The following is a 15,319-nucleotide window of genomic DNA, read 5'->3' on the forward strand; positions in this document are numbered from 1 at the left end:
TCGGCATGACCACTCCCGCCGGGCCCTCCGCCGACGCCCTCTGGACCACGTCGCTGCGCCGTTGGAACACCGTGTGCTGGGCGCTGTTCGCCGCGATGACGGTCGGGCTCGCCACGACGGACGGGTCCGTCGGGAGCAGGTACGTGGCGCTCGCGCTGCTCGGCTGCGTGGTGCTCTGCTACGCGCTCCTCGACCGCCTCCCGGACAACCCCGTCGTACGGCCGCACACCTACCTCTCCGTGCTGGTGCTCGCGCTCGGCGGACTCGCGTATCTGCGCGGCGGCTACGCGGCACTGTTCATGGTGACGCTGCCGCACTACTGGATGTTCGGGCGCAGCCCCAGGGCCTCGATGGGGTTCCTGGGGCTGGCGACGGCGGCGACGCTGGCGGGCAGCTGGTACCGGCAGGGCTGGTCGCTGCAGTTCTTCGGCGAGACCATGGTGTCCACCCTGATCGTCGTCGCCGTGGGGGTCCTGATCGGCCTGTGGGCGCATGCGGTGGTCGCGCAGAGCACCGAACGCGCCCGGCTGATCGTCGAGTTGGAACGGGCCCAGGCACAACTGTCCGAGGCGCATCAGCGGCAGGGGGCGGCGGACGAACGGGAGCGGATGGCGCGGGACATCCACGACACCCTCGCGCAGGGGCTCGCGTCGATCGTCGTACTGGCGGAGGCGGCCGGGGCGGCACTCGCGTCGGACCCGGCGCGAAGCGCCCAGCAACTGCGCTCGATCGAGTCGACGGCCCGGGAGAACCTCGCCGAGGCACGGGAACTGGTGGGCTCGGCCCAGCGGCACGGCGGAGCGGCCGCCGGGTCGGTGGCGCACACGCTGCGCCGCATCCTGGACCGTTTCGCGGAGGACACCGGGCTCACGGTGGACGGTGATCTGACGGACGTCGAGTGCGACCAGCAGACCCGGATCGCGCTGCTGCGCTGCACGCAGGAGTCCCTGGCCAACGTCCGCAAACACGCGCACGCCTCCACGGTCGGTGTGATGCTGAGCCGTCGCCCCCACGGGGTGGAACTGGAGATCACCGACGACGGCACCGGATTCGTCCCGGAGGAGTCGACGGGCTTCGGGCTCGACGGGATGCGCAAACGCCTGGCGGAACTGGGCGGCCGGCTCACCGTCACCAGCTCGGTGGGCGACGGCACGAGGATCCTGGGGGTGATCCCCCTGGAACCGGCGCCCGGGGACGGCGGCACGGAGAACGACGAGGGAAACGGGGGGACGCGATGACCGGCGGACGGATCAGGGTGGTCGTGGTGGACGACCACACCGTCATGCGGGCGGGTGTCGTCGCCCTGCTCGCCGGTGAGGACGGCATCGAGATCGTCGGGGAGGCGGGGGACGGCAGGGCGGCGCTCGACCTCGTCGGACGACACGACCCCGACGTCGCCCTGGTCGACCTGCGGATGCCGGTGCTGGACGGGGTGGGCGCGACCGCCGGGATCGTCGCCCGGTACCCGCGCACCCGGGTCCTGATCCTGACGACGTACGACACCGATCAGGACATCGAGCGCGGCGTGGAGGCGGGTGCCATCGGCTACCTCCTGAAGGACACCACCCGGGAACAGCTCGCCGACGCCATCCGCGCGGCGGCGCGCGGCGAGACCGTCCTCGCGCCCCGGGTGGCCGAGAAACTGATCGCGCGGATGCGCCGGCCGGTGCAGGAACCGCTCACCGCCCGCGAGACCGATGTGCTGGAGGCGGTGGCCGACGGCCTGACCAACGCCGAGATCGGCAGACGGCTCGTCATCGCGGAGGCCACGGTCAAGACCCACCTCCTGCGCCTGTTCGCCAAGCTCGACGTGAGCGACCGGACGCGGGCGGTGGTGGTCGCCATGGAGAGAGGACTGCTGCGGCGGCCCTGAAGAGGGCCGGGACACGGGGCTCCGGGGCCTCGCCGTCCGTGCGTACGGCCCTCGGCGGCCGTACGACGGGGGCGCGGCCCCGCGCCCCGGTCGCCGACGGTTCCGCCGGTACACCGGACACCGGCGGTTCCACCGGTACACCGGCCGTCGCCGGGAGTGTCGGACCTGACCGGTGCGCCCGGCGACGGCCGCCCCGTGGGTCAGGCCGTGGGCGGTCCGGGGAGCTTGTGGAAGTCCCAGGAGGTGATCGTTCTCGGTGTCAGCCGCAGCCAGGCGTGGCGGCCGTCGTGCGGCATGGTGTCCATCGCGAAGTACTTATCCGCGAACAGCCGTTCCGGTACGTCGAGTTCGGGACACGGTTCGCCGGTGCGGGGCGCCTCGCCCACGGGCACGGCCTCGCCGCGCAGCTCGATGCCGCGCAACTGGGTGTACTCCACCCCGTCGTCCACGACCACCGCGACCCTCGGATCCCCGCACAGCTGGGACCAGCGCAGGCTGCGGGTGATCGAGTACAGCCAGAGGGAGGCGCCGTCCCAGACGAACCAGAGGGCGCCGACGTGCGGGCTGCCGTCCGCGGACACGGTGGCGACCCGGCAGGTGCGCTGTCGCGAGAGGTAGGCGTCGCGTTCGGCGTCCGTCATCATGATCCGGCGTCCCCGCCGCTGACCGGTGGTCATGGGTGCCCCTCCCATAGCTGACTGAGTGTCAGAAATCATGGGGCCTCTTCCTCCTTCACGCAATGGCGGATAGCCTCGCGCGCCCCGTCCGCCGCCGAAAGGGGCAGCCGTGCCGTCGACGGAACAACTCGCCGCGCAACTTGATCCGGCCACCACCGCACTCATGACGGTCGAATGCCAGGAGGGGGTCGTCGGCCCTTGCAGCGCCCTGCCGGAACTGGCCGGACAGGCCAGGTCCTCCGGCGTCCTCCACCGGGTCGCCCGGCTGGTCGGGGCCGCTCACGGGGCCGGGGTGCAGGTGCTGCACGCGGTGGCCGAACGCCGCCCCGACGGGCGGGGCGCCAACAACAACGCCCGGCTCTTCCGGGCCGCCGGCCGACTGCCCGTGCAGCAGCACTCCGGAACCACGGCGGTACGGGTCGCCGCGCCCATCGAGGTGGCCCCCGAGGACCTGATCGTGCGCAGGCTGCACGGGCTCTCGCCCATCGCCGGGACGGAGGTGGACGCGTTGCTGCGCAACCTCGGCTGCCGGACCCTCGTCGTCACCGGGGTCTCCGCCAACGTCGCCGTGCCCAACGCCGTGTTCGACGCGGTGAACCTCGGTTACACGGTCGTGGTGCCGTCCGACGCCATCGCGGGGGTACCGGCCGAGTACACCCCCGCGATGGTCCGCAACACGCTCGCCCTCGTCGCCACCGTCACGACCACCGACGACGTGCTCGGATGCTGGTCGGACCGGGCACGGTTCAGGGCAGGAGCGTGATCGAGCCGTCCGTGACGGCGATCTTCTTGACCGGCAGCGGTTTGGTGGCGGGTCCGTGGACCACGGCGCCCGACGCGGCGTCGAACCTGCTGCCGTGACAGGGGCAGTCGATGGTGCCGCCGGACACTCTCGACAGGGTGCACCCCTGGTGGGTGCACTTCGACGAGAACGCCTTGAACTCGTCGGCCTTCGGCCGGGTCACCACGACGCCCCGGTCGGCGAAGACCTTTCCGCCGTTCTCGGGAATGTCGGCCGTTCTGGCCAGGACGGTCCCGCCGTCCGTCCTGCTGCCCGTCCCCCCGTCGGAGGGCTTCACCACGTCCGAGCCGCCCGACTCATCCCGGCCGCCGCACGCGGCGAGCACGGCGGCCAGCGGTGCGGCCCCGAACGCCATGACGACGGCCCGGCGGCCGGAACCGTCCCCGGGGTCCTGCGATGCGCTCATGCCGGCTTTCCCCTCCGAGGTGTCCACGTCTGCGCCGTCCGGCCGTGACGCGTTCGGCGGGGAACCGGTGCGCGCGGGCGGTGGCCATCAAGTCATCGGCAGGTCCGTGCGTCGGCATGAGCGGCCGGGGCGCCGGTTCTCAGACGTCCGCGCGAAAGACCGGCTTCCCCTCGCGCAGCCGGGCGAAGAGGAGCGCCTGGTCCAGCTGTTCCTCCTCCTCGTCGTCCTCCTCGTTGCCGAACACCTCGTCCACCAGCAGCTCGCGCAGTTCCTCCTGCACGCCCTCGCCGTACCCCTGCTGGAAGTCGTCCAGGTCGAAGTGGGTGTCCGCCTCCACCGCGGCGATCGTCTCGTGCTCGTCCTCGATGACCAGACGGGCGCGGATCGTCCCCGCCCGGAGCGTCTGGTCGTTGTAGTAGCCGTAGACGACCTCGGCCTCGATGTCGCCGCCGACGGACATCTCGCCGTCGGTGTGCACCCCGTGGGCCGTGACGTCACGGCCCACGGCGACGACGGAGGAGGGGCCGCAGTCGGCCAGGCAGCCCCCGACCGTGAGCGAACCGGTGACCACGAACGGAGCCAGCACGTTCAGGTGGCCCTCCACCAGCAGATTCCCGTGGTGGAAGAACGGCTCGCGGATCTCCTGGTCGCCCGTCAGCGTGCGGTCCGTACGGGCCCCGTCGCCGAGTGTCCGCGCGCACAGCTCCGGTATCAGCGGCACGTGATCGGGGTCGATGCCGTCGCGCAGCCCGGTGAGGAGGTCCTGGAAGCTGTCGAAGTCCGGCTGGGTGAGCTCCGTCAGCCGGCCGCTGTCGTCCGGCACCCCGGCGGCCCGGCAGACCTCGGACAGCCCGGCGCGCATCTCCTCGGCGACCCGGCGGGCGGCCGCCATGTCGATGGGCAGCGGACCGCCCTCCACCGCGGGGTACTCGACACGGACGGGCGCGCCCGCCGCCTTCAGCGCGGCCACGAGCTCCGCCCGCGTCCTGCGCTGCTCCTGGCTGAGCTGCGGCAGGCGCAGCGCGACCCCCAGCGGGGTCCGGCCGAGACGGTCGACCGCGCCGGTGTCGGCGTGCCGCTCCAGCAGCAGTTCCACCAGCCGGGGACGGCCGCGGTCGACCGCGGAGTGCAGTGGCGTCCTGCCGCGCTCGTCGACCGCTTCGAGAGGGGCACCGTGGTCGAGCAGGAACGCGAGGACCGGGGGCGCCGCACAGCCGTAGTGGGCGAACGAGCCCCCGGTGGCGAGGGAACAGCGCCCGTCGAGGCGGGCCCCGGCCCCGACGAGGAGCCCCAGCACCTCCACCGAACGGTCCACCACGGCCTTCGGACCGGAGTCGTTGGCGCAGACGGCCCACCCGGCGGCCGTCACCCCGTGCCCGTCGACCGCGTGCACGTCGGCACCGCACTCCAGCAGCGCCCGGACGACCTCCGGGGACGGCAGCGGTCCACTGCCCTCGTACGGGGCCCTCACCGCCCGGTGGAGAGGGGTGGCTCCTTCCTCGTCACGGGCCGACGGGTCCGCTCCGTCGGCTGTCAGCGCACGCACCTCGGCGGCCTGCCGCACGGGGTCGGCGTCGGGGGCCGGGGTGACGGCGGCAAGGAGTGCTCTGTTGGCCAAGTCGCTCATGGGCAGGACTCTAGGTGCCGCCTCTGACACCCCGTCCCCGTGCCGTGATCGCCCTTGTCCAGGGTGAAGTGACCAGGCGTCAGATGCCGGGGGCGCGGTGGGTGGGGCGGCCGTCGAGGACGGTGAGCAGGACGGGCAGGTCGGACAGGTCGGTGTCCGGCACCGTGAGCGGGTTGTCCGCGAAGACGGCGAGGTCGGCGCGGTGGCCGACGGCGAGGCGTCCCGCGAGGCCCTCCTCGCCCGCGGCACGGGCGGGGTTGAGGGTCATGCCCCGGAGCGCCTCCAGCGGCGTCAGCGCCTGCCCGGGGTTGTGCGGGGGCTGGGTCAGGTCGCGGGTGGGGCGACGGTGCCGGCTGCCCGCCATGACGGTCAGCGGGGGGTAGGGGGCGATCGGCCAGTCGGAGCCGAGCACGACGGTGGCGCCCGAGTCCCACAGGTCGCGGCAGCGCCAGGCACGCGCGGCACGCTCCTCGCCCAGGCGCCGGGACCAGTTGTCGGTGTGGTCGGCGCGGGTGAAGTCGCAGCAGTGGGTGGGCTGCATGGAGGCGATGACGTCGAGCTCCCGGAACCGGCCCAGGACGTCGTCGGGCACCGTCTCGATGTGCTCGATCCGGTGCCGCACCCCGGTGTTCCCGGTGGCGCGGGCCTTCTCCACGGAGTCGAGGACGTGGCGTACGGCGGCGTCCCCGATGGCGTGCGTGGCGGTGGGCACTCCGGCGCGGTGGAACTCCCCGATGACCTCCGTGTACCTCTCGGGGTCGGGCCAGAAGGCGTGGGTGGACTCGCCGTGGCAGTCGGGGCGTTCCAGCCAGGCCGTGCCGTTGTCGATCGTGCCGTCCATGAACAGCTTGACGCCCTCCGTCCGCCAGAGCCGCCCGCCCGCGCCCTGCCCGGCGATGAGCGCGCGCAGCGCCTCCGCGTCGGTGTCCGGGCGGCACCAGGGGGCGACCCGGAGCCGGAGCGGGAGGGCGTCGTCGGCGTCGAGTTCGGAGTACAGGGCGAGGCTCTCGCCGTTGGCGTCCATGGCGTGGCCGCCGGTGAGACCGGTGGCGGCCATGCTCCGCAGGGTTTCGGCGAGGTGCTCGCGCAGCTCGGCGCGGCTGGGCCGGGGCGCCGCCGCCTCGACGACCGCGCAGGCCGCCTCCTCCAGCAGGAGCCCGGTGGGCCGGCCCTCGTCGTCGCAGACGATCTCGGACGCCTCCTCGAACCGGCGCGGGCCGTCGACGCCCGCGAGTTCGAGGGCGCGGGCACTGGCCAGCATCGAGTGCGCGTCGAAGAGGAGGAGGAGGGCCGGGACGCCGTCCAGCACGGGCCCGAGCGCGGCCGAGGTGACCGGCCGGTCGCCGAACACATTGGGGTCCAGGCCCCAGCCGTGCAGCCAGGCGCCGGGCTCCAGCGACCGGACCGCGCGGGCCAGGGCGTCCCGCACCTCGTCGAGGTCTCCGCACTCGGAGAGGTCCAGCCCGCGCGAGAGGTCGGAGCCCGTCACCGGGTGGATGTGCCCGTCGACGAGGCCGGGTGTCACCACGGCACCCTTCAGGTCGATCACCGTCGTCGAGGAGTCCGCGAGCCCGCGCATCCGGCGGTCGTCGCCCAGATCGGCGATCCGCCCCCCGGAGACGGCCAGGGCCGTCTGGGGCAGCGGTTCGCCGGTGAGCGGGTCGAGCAGCCGGGCGGAGAGCAGGACGAGGCTGGTGCGCACAGGGACTCCTTGGGGTGGTGCGGGCCGGCCCGTCGCGGTCGGGCCGGGTGGGGTGGTGCGGGCCCGCCGCCCGATCCGGGCCGTCGCGAACGGCGGGATCGGGTCGGGGCGGGCCGCAGGAGGGGGCTGGTGGAGTGGACCGGGGGGCGTGAGGGATCAGGCCCCGGGACCGGCGGGGGCGTCCTCGGCGCCGGACGCCACCGGTGTCGCGGGGCGGCCCGTGTCGAGCCCCGCGGCGAGTTCGGTGAGCGTGCCGCCGGCCAGGCCGAGCTCGCGTTCGGCCGTGCTGACGGCCATGCGGGTCACCGCCTCGGGGCGGTCGGCGGTGGCGGTGTTGGCGTGCGCGCCGAGACCGTCGATGACGACCAGGATCTGGATGGTCGCCACACGGGCGTCGTCGGTCCGGAACTCGCCGAGGAGGACTCCGTCACGGACGAGGTCCTCCAGCCTGCCGCGCCACAGGGCCTCCTGGTGGTTGACCCTGCCGCGGAGGACGGGGCGGTAGCGGCTGAGGTGCCGGGCGTTGATCCACAGGCGGCTGATGTCGTCGTACGCGGGCCCCGTCGCGAGCGCGAAGAAGCGGGCCAGCCGCTCCGTGGGCGGGCCCGCCGCCGGGTCCGCGGGCAGGAGCGTGTCCAGTTCGGCACTGGCCGCGGCGCCGAACGCCTCGGCCACGAGATCCTCGACGGCGGGGAAGTAATGGCTGATGAGCCCCGGCCGGACCCCGAGCCGGTCACCGATCCGGCGCAGGGTGATGGACTCCAGCCCTTCGGTCAGGGCGATGGTCGCCGCCGCGTCGACGATCTCCGCGCGCCGGTCGGAGGGAGACTTCCGGATCCGCTTCCGCTGCATGCTTGACGACATACCGGCGATGCTATTGAGTGCTCGACCAATAAGCAACCGGTGGGCTCGGCCGGTGTGCCGGCCCCCCGTGATCCCGGACCCGTGCGCGAGCGTCTGCCGTCCGGGGCGCCGTCCCCTCGGGTGCGACCCGCCCACCCGCCCCGGCGGCCACCCGTACGCCCTCTCCTCCTCCGGCCTCAAGGGGCGGTGCCCGGCGGATCGGCAGGGGGCTCGCCCGGACGGCGGACGCGGGCGAATGGATAGCCTGGGGAAATGCTTACAGAAGTGACAGCGACCCGCTACGTCACGCCCCTGCGCGAGGGCGGCTCGCTCCCCGGGATCGTCGAGGCCGACGACTCCGGCACCTACGTCATGAAGTTCACCGGTGCCGGACAGGGGCGCAAGACGCTGGTCGCGGAGGTCATCTGCGGACAGCTCGGCCGCAGGCTCGGCCTGCGCGTCCCCGACCTCGTGCAGATCCAGCTCGACCCGGTCATCGGACTGGCCGAACCCGACCAGGAGGTGCAGGAGCTCCTGAAGGCCAGCGGCGGCCTCAACCTGGGGATGGACTTCCTGCCCGGCTCGATCGGCTTCGACCCGCTGGCCTACCGGGTGGACGCGCGGGAGGCCGGACGGGTCGTCTGGTTCGACGCGCTGATCAACAACGTCGACCGGTCCTGGCGCAATCCGAACATGCTGGTCTGGCACGGCGACCTGTGGCTCATCGACCACGGCGCCACCATGATCTGGCACCACAACTGGCCCGGGGCCCAGGCGTCCGCCGCCAAGCCGTACAACGCCTCGGACCACGCCCTCGCCCCGTTCGCCCCCGACATCGCGTCGGCCGCCGCCGAACTCGCCCCGCTGGTCACCGAGGAACTGCTCGCCGAGGTCGCGTCCGACGTCCCCGACGAATGGCTGGTGGACGAACCCGGCTTCGCGTCCCCCGACGACCTGCGCCGCGCCTATGTGGAGGCGCTGCTGCCGCGTGCCGCGACCATCCACGAGCGGATCACCATGGACGCCCCCACCGAACCCAAGCCGTCCCAGGCCCCCGGCTGGCTCACCGAACACCTCACCCCCTGGCCGCACCCCACCAAGAAGAAGGACGACCGGCCGTGAGCGAGCGCGATGTCTTCGAGTACGCGCTGCTGCGCGTGGTGCCGCGGGTGCAGCGCGGGGAGTGCTTCAACGCGGGCGTGATCGTCTACTGCCGCGCCCGGAGCTTCGTGGCCGCCCGCACCCATCTCGACGAGACCAAGCTGAAGGTCCTGGACCCGGCCGCCGACGTGGTCGGTGTACGGGCCGCCCTGCGTGCCGTCGAGGGAGTGTGCCTGGGTGGAACGGACGCGGGCCAGGCCGCCCGTGACGACGCGGGCCGGCGCTTCCGCTGGCTGATCGCGCCGCGCTCCACCGTCGTCCAGCCGGGCCCCGTGCACAGCGGCCTGACCACCGACCCGGAGGCCGAGGTGGAACGGCTGCTCGACCTGCTGGTGCGCTGACCCCCGCGCCGCGCCGCCGCCCGCGACCACCGCGGCGGCGGCGCCACCGGGTGTGACATGCGCCCCGGCCGCCGCGCGCCGTTGACACCGGGTGCCGGGGCTTCTAGCGTCTCGTCTGCTGAAGGTACTAAGCGGTCGCTCAGCCATCGGGAAGGTTCCGTGCACACGAGGTCCCGTGCCGGGGGCGCCCCGACGTCCGCTGGGCGGCGATCCAAGGGCGAGGAGAACCAAGCATGTCCACCACCGAGCAGCGCGTCGCCATCGTGACCGGAGCGGCGCGGGGCATTGGCGCCGCCACCGCGGTACGCCTGGCGGCCGAGGGCCGCGCCGTCGCCGTACTCGACCTCGACGAGGCGGCCTGCAAGGACACCGTCGAGAAGATCACCGCCGCGGGGGGCACCGCTCTCGCCGTCGGCTGCGACGTGTCGGACAGCGCCCAGGTGGAGGCCGCGGTCGCGCGGGTGGCCGCCGAGCTCGGCGCCCCGACGATCCTCGTCAACAACGCGGGCGTGCTCCGCGACAACCTGCTCTTCAAGATGAGCGAGTCCGACTGGGACATCGTGATGAACGTGCACCTCAAGGGTGCGTTCCTGATGGCCAAGGCGGTCCAGAAGCACATGGTGGACGCCGGGTTCGGCCGGATCGTCTCGCTCTCCTCCTCCTCGGCGCTCGGCAACCGCGGCCAGGCCAACTACGCCGCCGTCAAGGCCGGTCTGCAGGGCTTCACCAAGACCCTCGCCAAGGAGCTCGGCAAGTTCGGCATCACCGCCAACGCCGTCGCCCCCGGCTTCATCGTCACTGAGATGACCGCGCAGACCGCGGCCCGGATCGGCATGGGCTTCGAGGAGTTCCAGGCCGCCGCGGCCACCCAGATCCCGGTGCAGCGCGTCGGACGCCCCGAGGACATCGCCAACGCCATCGCCTTCTTCACGGGTGACGCGGCGGGCTTCGTGTCCGGACAGGTCATGTACGTCGCCGGCGGACCGCTCAACTGACCCGAAGGGCTGCGGAATCATGACTGTGCAGGACAGTGGGAAGGTCGCGCTCGTCACGGGCGCGAGCCGGGGCATCGGCTACGGCATCGCCGAGGCGCTGGTGGCCCGGGGTGACCGGGTGTGCATCACCGGGCGGGGCGAGGAGGCGCTCAAGGAGGCCGTCGAGCGGCTGGGTTCCGACCGGGTGATCGGGGTGGCGGGCAAGGCGCACGACGCGGAACACCGCACGGTGGCCGTCGAACGCACCATGGAGGCCTTCGGCCGGGTCGACTTCCTGGTCAACAACGCCGGTACGAATCCGGTCTTCGGGCCGATCGCCGAACTCGACCTCGACGTGGCGCGCAAGGTCTTCGAGACGAATGTGATCTCGGCGCTCGGTTTCGCGCAGGAGACCTGGAAGGCGTGGCAGAAGGACAACGGCGGGGCGATCGTCAACATCGCCTCGATCGCCGGTGTGTCCGCATCGCCCTTCATCGGTGCCTATGGCATGAGCAAGGCGGCCATGGTCAATCTGACCCTCCAGCTGGCGCACGAATTCGCGCCGGTCGTCCGGGTCAACGCAATTGCTCCCGCGGTCGTGAAGACGAAATTCGCCCAGGCGCTGTACGAGGGCCGCGAGGCGGAGGCCGCGGCGGCCTATCCGCTCGGACGGCTCGGGGTCCCCGAGGACATCGGTGGCGCCGCGGCGTTTCTCACGTCGAGTCAGGCCGACTGGATCACCGGTCAGACCCTGGTGGTCGACGGGGGAATCTTCCTGAATGCGGGCGTGGGCTGAGAACGGCCTGAGAGGGTTTGGCCCTGATTGACTCAAGTGCCCCGCCGGACCTGCGGATTGACCTGGCGGGGCGCTGCGGTATGGTCTGCCGACCCATGGCTGATCGAGGAGCGTTCACGTGTTCTACCGGGCCGGCCGTCAGGCCGTTGCAGCTTTTGCCTGCCTTTCGCTGCTGTCGGGCTGCGGACTTTTCTCCGACAGTGGATCGGAGGTCGAGCAGAAAATAGTCGTCGGTACGACCAGTGAGCCTTCCACTCTCGATCCGGCGGCCGCATGGGACAACTCCTGGGAGCTGATGCGCAATGTCTTCCAGACCCTGGTGAGTTTCCCCACCGGAAGTACGAGTCCCCAGCCCGATGCCGCGGAATGGTGCAAGTTCACCGATACCACCAGCACCTCCTACCGGTGCAAACTCCGCAAGGGGCTGAAATTCTCCAACGGGGACGCGCTCGATGCCGAGGCCGTGAAGTACTCCATCGACCGGATCAGGGAGATCAATTTCAAGGGCGGCCCGGTCGGCATGCTCGGTTCGCTCGACCGGATCGAGACCAAGGGGGAGGACATCGTCATCTTCCACCTCACCAAGCCGGACGCCACCTTCCCGTTCGTTCTCACCACGCCCGCCATGTCGTTGGTGGCCCCCGGCGCCTATTCCAAGCACAAGCTGCGCAGTGACGGGAAGATCACCGGATCGGGTCCGTACCTTCTCGATTCGTACAAGCCGGGAAAGCGCGCCGAACTGGTGAAGAACCCGGACTACAAGGGGTTCGCCAACCGCAAGAACGATTCCGTGACGATCCGTTACTTCAAGGAGTCCGCGCCCGTCGTCGAGGCACTCCGGAAGAACCGGATCGACGCGATCTACCGAGGCCTCACCGCCGAGGAGGTCATCGCCCTGGAGGGCGGCCAGAACAAGGACGGCAGCCCGCAGATCGTCGAGACGGTCGGCGCGGACATCCGTTTCCTGGTCTTCAACCCCGAGGACCCGGCCGCGGGCAACGTGGCCGTGCGGCGGGCCATCGCCCAGCTCGTGGACCGTGACGCGCTGGTGGCCAAGGTCTACCAGGGCACGGCCGAGCCGCTGTACTCCATGGTCCCCAAGGGCATCACGGCGCACACCACCAGCTTCTTCGACGCCTACGGGGACCCGGACCGGGCCAAGGCCAAGCAGATCCTGACCAAGGCCGGCATCACCAAGCCCGTCAAGCTGACGCTCTGGTACACGACCGACCGGTACGGATCCTCCACGGCCCTCGAGTTCGAGGAGCTCAAGCGGCAGCTGGAGGGTTCCGGGCTGTTCCGGATCACGCTGAGGAGCAAGCCCTGGAAGACGTTCCAGGAGGGTTTCACCAAGGGTGAGTACCCCGTGTTCGGCCGGGGCTGGTTCCCGGACTTCCCGGACCCGGACAACTTCATCGCCCCGTTCCTCGGCAAGGACAGCGTCACGGGCATGCCGTACATGAAGAACGAGATCACCCAGGAACTGCTGCCGCAGACCCGCAAGGAGAGCGACCGGGGCGCGGTCGTCAAGCAGTTCGAGCGGGCCCAGAAGATCCTGGTCGACGACGTGCGGGTGCTGCCGCTGTGGCAGGGCAAGCTGTACGTCGCCTCGGGCGAGGACATCGGCGGCGGTGAGCGCGCCCTGGACCCGCAGACGGTCATGCAGATGTGGGAGTTCTATCGCAAGGCCAGCTGGTAGGGAGAAAAGGGGCGGAACCGGACCGGCGGGGGCGTTGTCAGTGGTCCCCGGTAGGTTCTCGGATGAAATGCCGATTGCTCACCGGAGGTTGTTCACGTGACCGACACCGACCTGCTGCCCGAGTCCTGGCGCGGCGTCCTCGGCGAAGAGCTGCAGAAGCCCTACTTCAAGGAGCTCACCGAGTTCGTCGAGGAGGAGCGGGCCAAGGGGCCGGTCTACCCCCCGCGCGACCAGGTGTTCGCCGCCCTGGAGGCCACGCCCTACGACAAGGTGAAGGTCCTTGTCCTTGGCCAGGACCCGTACCACGGGGAGGGGCAGGGGCACGGGCTGTGCTTCTCCGTGCGGCCCGGCGTGAAGACGCCGCCGTCCCTGCGGAACATCTACAAGGAGATGAAGGAGGAGCTCGGCCTGCCGGTCCCGGACAACGGGTATCTGATGCCGTGGGCCGAGCAGGGCGTGCTCCTGCTCAACGCCGTGCTCACGGTCCGCGCGGGCGAGGCCAACTCGCACAAGGGCAAGGGCTGGGAGAAGTTCACCGACGCGGTGATCCGCGCCGTCGCGTCGAGGCCCGATCCGGCGGTCTTCGTCCTCTGGGGCAACTACGCGCAGAAGAAGCTCCCGCTGATCGACGAGGAGCGCCACGTGGTGGTGAAGGGGGCGCACCCCTCGCCGCTCTCGGCCAAGAAGTTCTTCGGCTCGCGTCCGTTCACGCAGATCGACGAAGCGGTGGCGGCACAGGGCCACGACGCGATCGACTGGCGCATCCCCGACCTGGGCTGACCCGCCCGGTCCGTCGGCCGGGCGGGGCCCGGCCGACGGCGGCACCCGGTGGACGGCCCCGGGGCGTCCGCCCGAGCCTCAGCGGGATCGACGGCGACTGCGGTTAGCGTCGAGGGGAACGGGCGGACGGGTCGTGCAGGGAGGCCGTGGTGACGGAGCAGCAGGAGGCGTCGAAGGACGCCGTCATGACCAGGATCGGCCAGGCGGTCATGCTGCTGCACGGCGGTGACCGGGAAGAGGCCCGCAACCGCTTCGGCGCGCTCTGGTCGGAGATCGGCGAGGACGGCGACGCCCTGCACCGGTGCACCCTCGCCCACTACATGGCCGACGCCCAGGACGATCCAGGTGACGAGCTGGCCTGGGACCTGCGGGCGCTGACCGCGGCCGACGGGCTGTCCGGCGAGTGCGCGGCGCAGCACCCCGACGCGCCGGCGGTCCGGGCGCTCTACCCCTCGCTCCACCTCAACCTCGCGGCGGACTACGTACGGCTCCAGCATCCCGGTGCGGCCCGGATCCACCTGGACCGGGCCCGCGCCGCTTCCGTCGTGCTCGCCGACGACGGCATGGACGACGGGTACGGGGGAGGGGTGCGCGCGGCGATCGCGCGGCTGGAGCTGAGACTGCGCGAACTGTGAGGGCGGCCCGTCCGTGATGGACGGGCCGCCCTCCCGCCGTTCCCCGCGGTCAGCGGCCGTAGGTGTTCTCACAGATCCGGGACTGCGGGCTGCCCGCGGGCCAGTGCCCGTAGCCCCGTCCCAGCGCGCAGACGTCCGTCCCGGCGACGGGGGCCGGCAGGGGCGGTGCGGGCGGGATCACGGCGGGCGGTGCCTGGCGCGGCCGGGGGCGCGCGACATGGGGGAGCCGGTGCTGCCGAGGGGCGCGGGGTGCGGCACGGCGGGTGTCCGGCGGAGCCGCCCGGGGCGACGGGGAGGCGGGCGACTCGGAGGCCGGTACGGCTTCCAGGGAGTCGTGGACGGGTGGCTGCGCGGTCTGCGGGGTCAGGTCCTGGGCGGGCCCGCCGGTCCCGGGCCGGGCCGGGGCGTCCGGCCGGGGCTGCACGGACACGCAGCCGGACAGCGTGGTGGCGGCCAGGCCCGCCACGAGGCCCATGGTGATCCTGACGGTGATTCCGGTTCGTTGCACCTGATCAACTCTGCGGTGCGGACCCGGCTCCGGGCGGGGCACACGGCGGGGATTGGTCCGCACGGGTGACACCGGTCAGCGCGGTGCCCACCGAGGTCCGAGCATTCCGCCCAGCAGTTCGGCGAAGCCCGTGCGCAGCTCCTCCTCGCTCGGCACGGAGCGGTTGTACGACCCCGCCGCGCAGGAGAACATCAGCCCCTCGCACCAGGCCACCAGGGACAGGGCGTGCCGTTCGGGCTCCGCCGATCCGGCCGCGGTCATCAGTGCCAGCAGCGGCTCGCGGAACTGCCGGCCCGTGGCGTCGAAGAACTCCCGCAGCTCCGGGCGCCGGGTCGCCTCCAGGGCGAGCTCGTAACGGCAGACGAGCAGTTCGGGGTGGTCGGTGAGGTAGCGGTGCAGTACCCGGGCCAGACCGGCGACCAGTTCCGCCGCCCCGGAGGCCGGGGCGCCGTCCGCGTCGGGCCCGCGCCCCCCGGCCGCCGGGGCGGGAAGCGC

General features: G+C 72.1%; 16 protein-coding genes and 1 pseudogene. 10 read left to right on the forward strand and 7 right to left on the reverse strand.

Annotated elements, in window-relative coordinates; genetic code table 11:
- Window positions 1-5: 5 nt before the first annotated feature.
- Both ABZZ04_RS32425 and ABZZ04_RS32430 read left to right on the forward strand, forming a co-directional pair.
- Window positions 6-1,238, forward strand: coding sequence for a sensor histidine kinase (locus ABZZ04_RS32425; protein ID WP_356935803.1), 1,233 nt, complete (start codon window positions 6-8; stop codon window positions 1,236-1,238).
- On the forward strand, window positions 1,235-1,873 hold the full coding sequence (locus ABZZ04_RS32430; protein WP_356935804.1) for a response regulator transcription factor: 639 nt from the start codon (window positions 1,235-1,237) through the stop codon (window positions 1,871-1,873). Before ABZZ04_RS32425 ends, ABZZ04_RS32430 begins: the two co-directional genes overlap by 4 nt.
- Window positions 1,874-2,073: 200 nt before the next feature.
- On the opposite strand, the gene ABZZ04_RS32435 is transcribed toward ABZZ04_RS32430, so the two are convergent.
- A complete protein-coding gene (locus ABZZ04_RS32435) occupies window positions 2,074-2,550 on the reverse strand; it encodes a pyridoxamine 5'-phosphate oxidase family protein (protein ID WP_356935805.1) in 477 nt (158 codons plus the stop codon).
- Window positions 2,551-2,659: 109 nt separating this feature from the next.
- Here ABZZ04_RS32435 and ABZZ04_RS32440 point away from each other — a divergent pair, with 109 nt between their 5' ends.
- The gene (locus ABZZ04_RS32440) at window positions 2,660-3,313 is read left to right on the forward strand and encodes a cysteine hydrolase (RefSeq protein WP_356935806.1); all 654 of its coding nucleotides are present in this window, start codon (window positions 2,660-2,662) and stop codon (window positions 3,311-3,313) included.
- Here ABZZ04_RS32440 and ABZZ04_RS32445 read toward each other — a convergent pair.
- The 4 genes from ABZZ04_RS32445 to ABZZ04_RS32460 all read right to left on the reverse strand — a co-directional run bounded on the left by ABZZ04_RS32445 (window position 3,297) and on the right by ABZZ04_RS32460 (window position 7,951).
- A complete protein-coding gene (locus ABZZ04_RS32445) occupies window positions 3,297-3,758 on the reverse strand; it encodes a Rieske (2Fe-2S) protein (protein WP_356935807.1) in 462 nt (153 codons plus the stop codon). The genes ABZZ04_RS32440 and ABZZ04_RS32445 overlap by 17 nt on opposite strands.
- Window positions 3,759-3,897: 139 nt before the next feature.
- Window positions 3,898-5,385, reverse strand: a complete 1,488-nt coding sequence (locus ABZZ04_RS32450; protein WP_356935808.1) for an ankyrin repeat domain-containing protein — start codon at window positions 5,383-5,385, stop codon at window positions 3,898-3,900.
- Window positions 5,386-5,464: 79 nt separating this feature from the next.
- Window positions 5,465-7,087: an amidohydrolase gene (locus ABZZ04_RS32455; protein ID WP_356935809.1), complete on the reverse strand. Its 1,623-nt coding sequence runs from the start codon at window positions 7,085-7,087 to the stop codon at window positions 5,465-5,467.
- 156 nt (window positions 7,088-7,243) lie between these two features.
- Complete coding sequence (locus tag ABZZ04_RS32460) at window positions 7,244-7,951, reverse strand: TetR/AcrR family transcriptional regulator (RefSeq protein WP_356935810.1); 708 nt, start codon at window positions 7,949-7,951, stop codon at window positions 7,244-7,246.
- A 252-nt stretch (window positions 7,952-8,203) separates the two neighbouring features.
- On the opposite strand from ABZZ04_RS32460, the gene ABZZ04_RS32465 reads away from it, so the two are divergent.
- From ABZZ04_RS32465 to ABZZ04_RS32495, 7 genes are all read left to right on the forward strand, one after another.
- Window positions 8,204-9,052 carry a HipA family kinase gene (locus ABZZ04_RS32465; protein ID WP_187438749.1) on the forward strand — a complete coding sequence of 283 codons (849 nt, stop codon included), beginning with the start codon at window positions 8,204-8,206 and terminating at the stop codon, window positions 9,050-9,052.
- Complete coding sequence (locus ABZZ04_RS32470; RefSeq protein ID WP_356935811.1) at window positions 9,049-9,432, forward strand: DUF3037 domain-containing protein; 384 nt, start codon at window positions 9,049-9,051, stop codon at window positions 9,430-9,432. The genes ABZZ04_RS32465 and ABZZ04_RS32470 overlap by 4 nt, the downstream gene beginning before the upstream one ends.
- Window positions 9,433-9,665: 233 nt before the next feature.
- Window positions 9,666-10,427 (forward strand): 3-oxoacyl-ACP reductase FabG, encoded by a 762-nt coding sequence (gene fabG / locus ABZZ04_RS32475; protein ID WP_356935812.1) that lies wholly within the window; start codon window positions 9,666-9,668, stop codon window positions 10,425-10,427.
- A 19-nt stretch (window positions 10,428-10,446) separates the two neighbouring features.
- Window positions 10,447-11,202: an SDR family oxidoreductase gene (locus ABZZ04_RS32480; protein WP_356935813.1), complete on the forward strand. Its 756-nt coding sequence runs from the start codon at window positions 10,447-10,449 to the stop codon at window positions 11,200-11,202.
- A gap of 118 nt (window positions 11,203-11,320) precedes the next feature.
- A complete protein-coding gene (locus ABZZ04_RS32485; protein ID WP_356935814.1) occupies window positions 11,321-12,901 on the forward strand; it encodes an ABC transporter substrate-binding protein in 1,581 nt (526 codons plus the stop codon).
- 96 nt (window positions 12,902-12,997) lie between these two features.
- Window positions 12,998-13,681 carry a uracil-DNA glycosylase gene (gene ung / locus ABZZ04_RS32490; protein WP_356935815.1) on the forward strand — a complete coding sequence of 228 codons (684 nt, stop codon included), beginning with the start codon at window positions 12,998-13,000 and terminating at the stop codon, window positions 13,679-13,681.
- Between the two features lie 149 nt (window positions 13,682-13,830).
- A complete protein-coding gene (locus tag ABZZ04_RS32495; protein WP_356935816.1) occupies window positions 13,831-14,316 on the forward strand; it encodes a hypothetical protein in 486 nt (161 codons plus the stop codon).
- 49 nt (window positions 14,317-14,365) lie between these two features.
- Here ABZZ04_RS32495 and ABZZ04_RS32500 read toward each other — a convergent pair whose 3' ends face one another.
- Together ABZZ04_RS32500 and ABZZ04_RS32505 are read right to left on the reverse strand one after the other, a co-directional pair.
- Window positions 14,366-14,791, reverse strand: a complete 426-nt coding sequence (locus ABZZ04_RS32500; RefSeq protein ID WP_356935819.1) for a hypothetical protein — start codon at window positions 14,789-14,791, stop codon at window positions 14,366-14,368.
- 108 nt (window positions 14,792-14,899) lie between these two features.
- Window positions 14,900-15,319: pseudogene (locus ABZZ04_RS32505) on the reverse strand (hypothetical protein); the annotation flags it as partial.

Origin of the sequence: Streptomyces sp. NPDC006435, assembly GCF_040612315.1 — a bacterium.
GTDB lineage: Bacteria > Actinomycetota > Actinomycetes > Streptomycetales > Streptomycetaceae > Streptomyces.

Coding starts and splice junctions, on each gene's coding strand:
- ABZZ04_RS32425 (WP_356935803.1), top strand. CDS start 6: ATGACCACTCCCGCCGGGCCCTCCGCCGACGCCCTCTGGACCACGTCG.
- ABZZ04_RS32430 (WP_356935804.1), top strand. CDS start 1,235: ATGACCGGCGGACGGATCAGGGTGGTCGTGGTGGACGACCACACCGTC.
- ABZZ04_RS32460 (WP_356935810.1), bottom strand. CDS start 7,951: ATGTCGTCAAGCATGCAGCGGAAGCGGATCCGGAAGTCTCCCTCCGAC.
- ABZZ04_RS32465 (WP_187438749.1), top strand. CDS start 8,204: ATGCTTACAGAAGTGACAGCGACCCGCTACGTCACGCCCCTGCGCGAG.
- ABZZ04_RS32480 (WP_356935813.1), top strand. CDS start 10,447: ATGACTGTGCAGGACAGTGGGAAGGTCGCGCTCGTCACGGGCGCGAGC.
- ABZZ04_RS32445 (WP_356935807.1), bottom strand. CDS start 3,758: ATGAGCGCATCGCAGGACCCCGGGGACGGTTCCGGCCGCCGGGCCGTC.
- fabG (WP_356935812.1), top strand. CDS start 9,666: ATGTCCACCACCGAGCAGCGCGTCGCCATCGTGACCGGAGCGGCGCGG.
- ABZZ04_RS32450 (WP_356935808.1), bottom strand. CDS start 5,385: ATGAGCGACTTGGCCAACAGAGCACTCCTTGCCGCCGTCACCCCGGCC.
- ABZZ04_RS32435 (WP_356935805.1), bottom strand. CDS start 2,550: ATGACCACCGGTCAGCGGCGGGGACGCCGGATCATGATGACGGACGCC.
- ABZZ04_RS32500 (WP_356935819.1), bottom strand. CDS start 14,791: ATGGGCCTCGTGGCGGGCCTGGCCGCCACCACGCTGTCCGGCTGCGTG.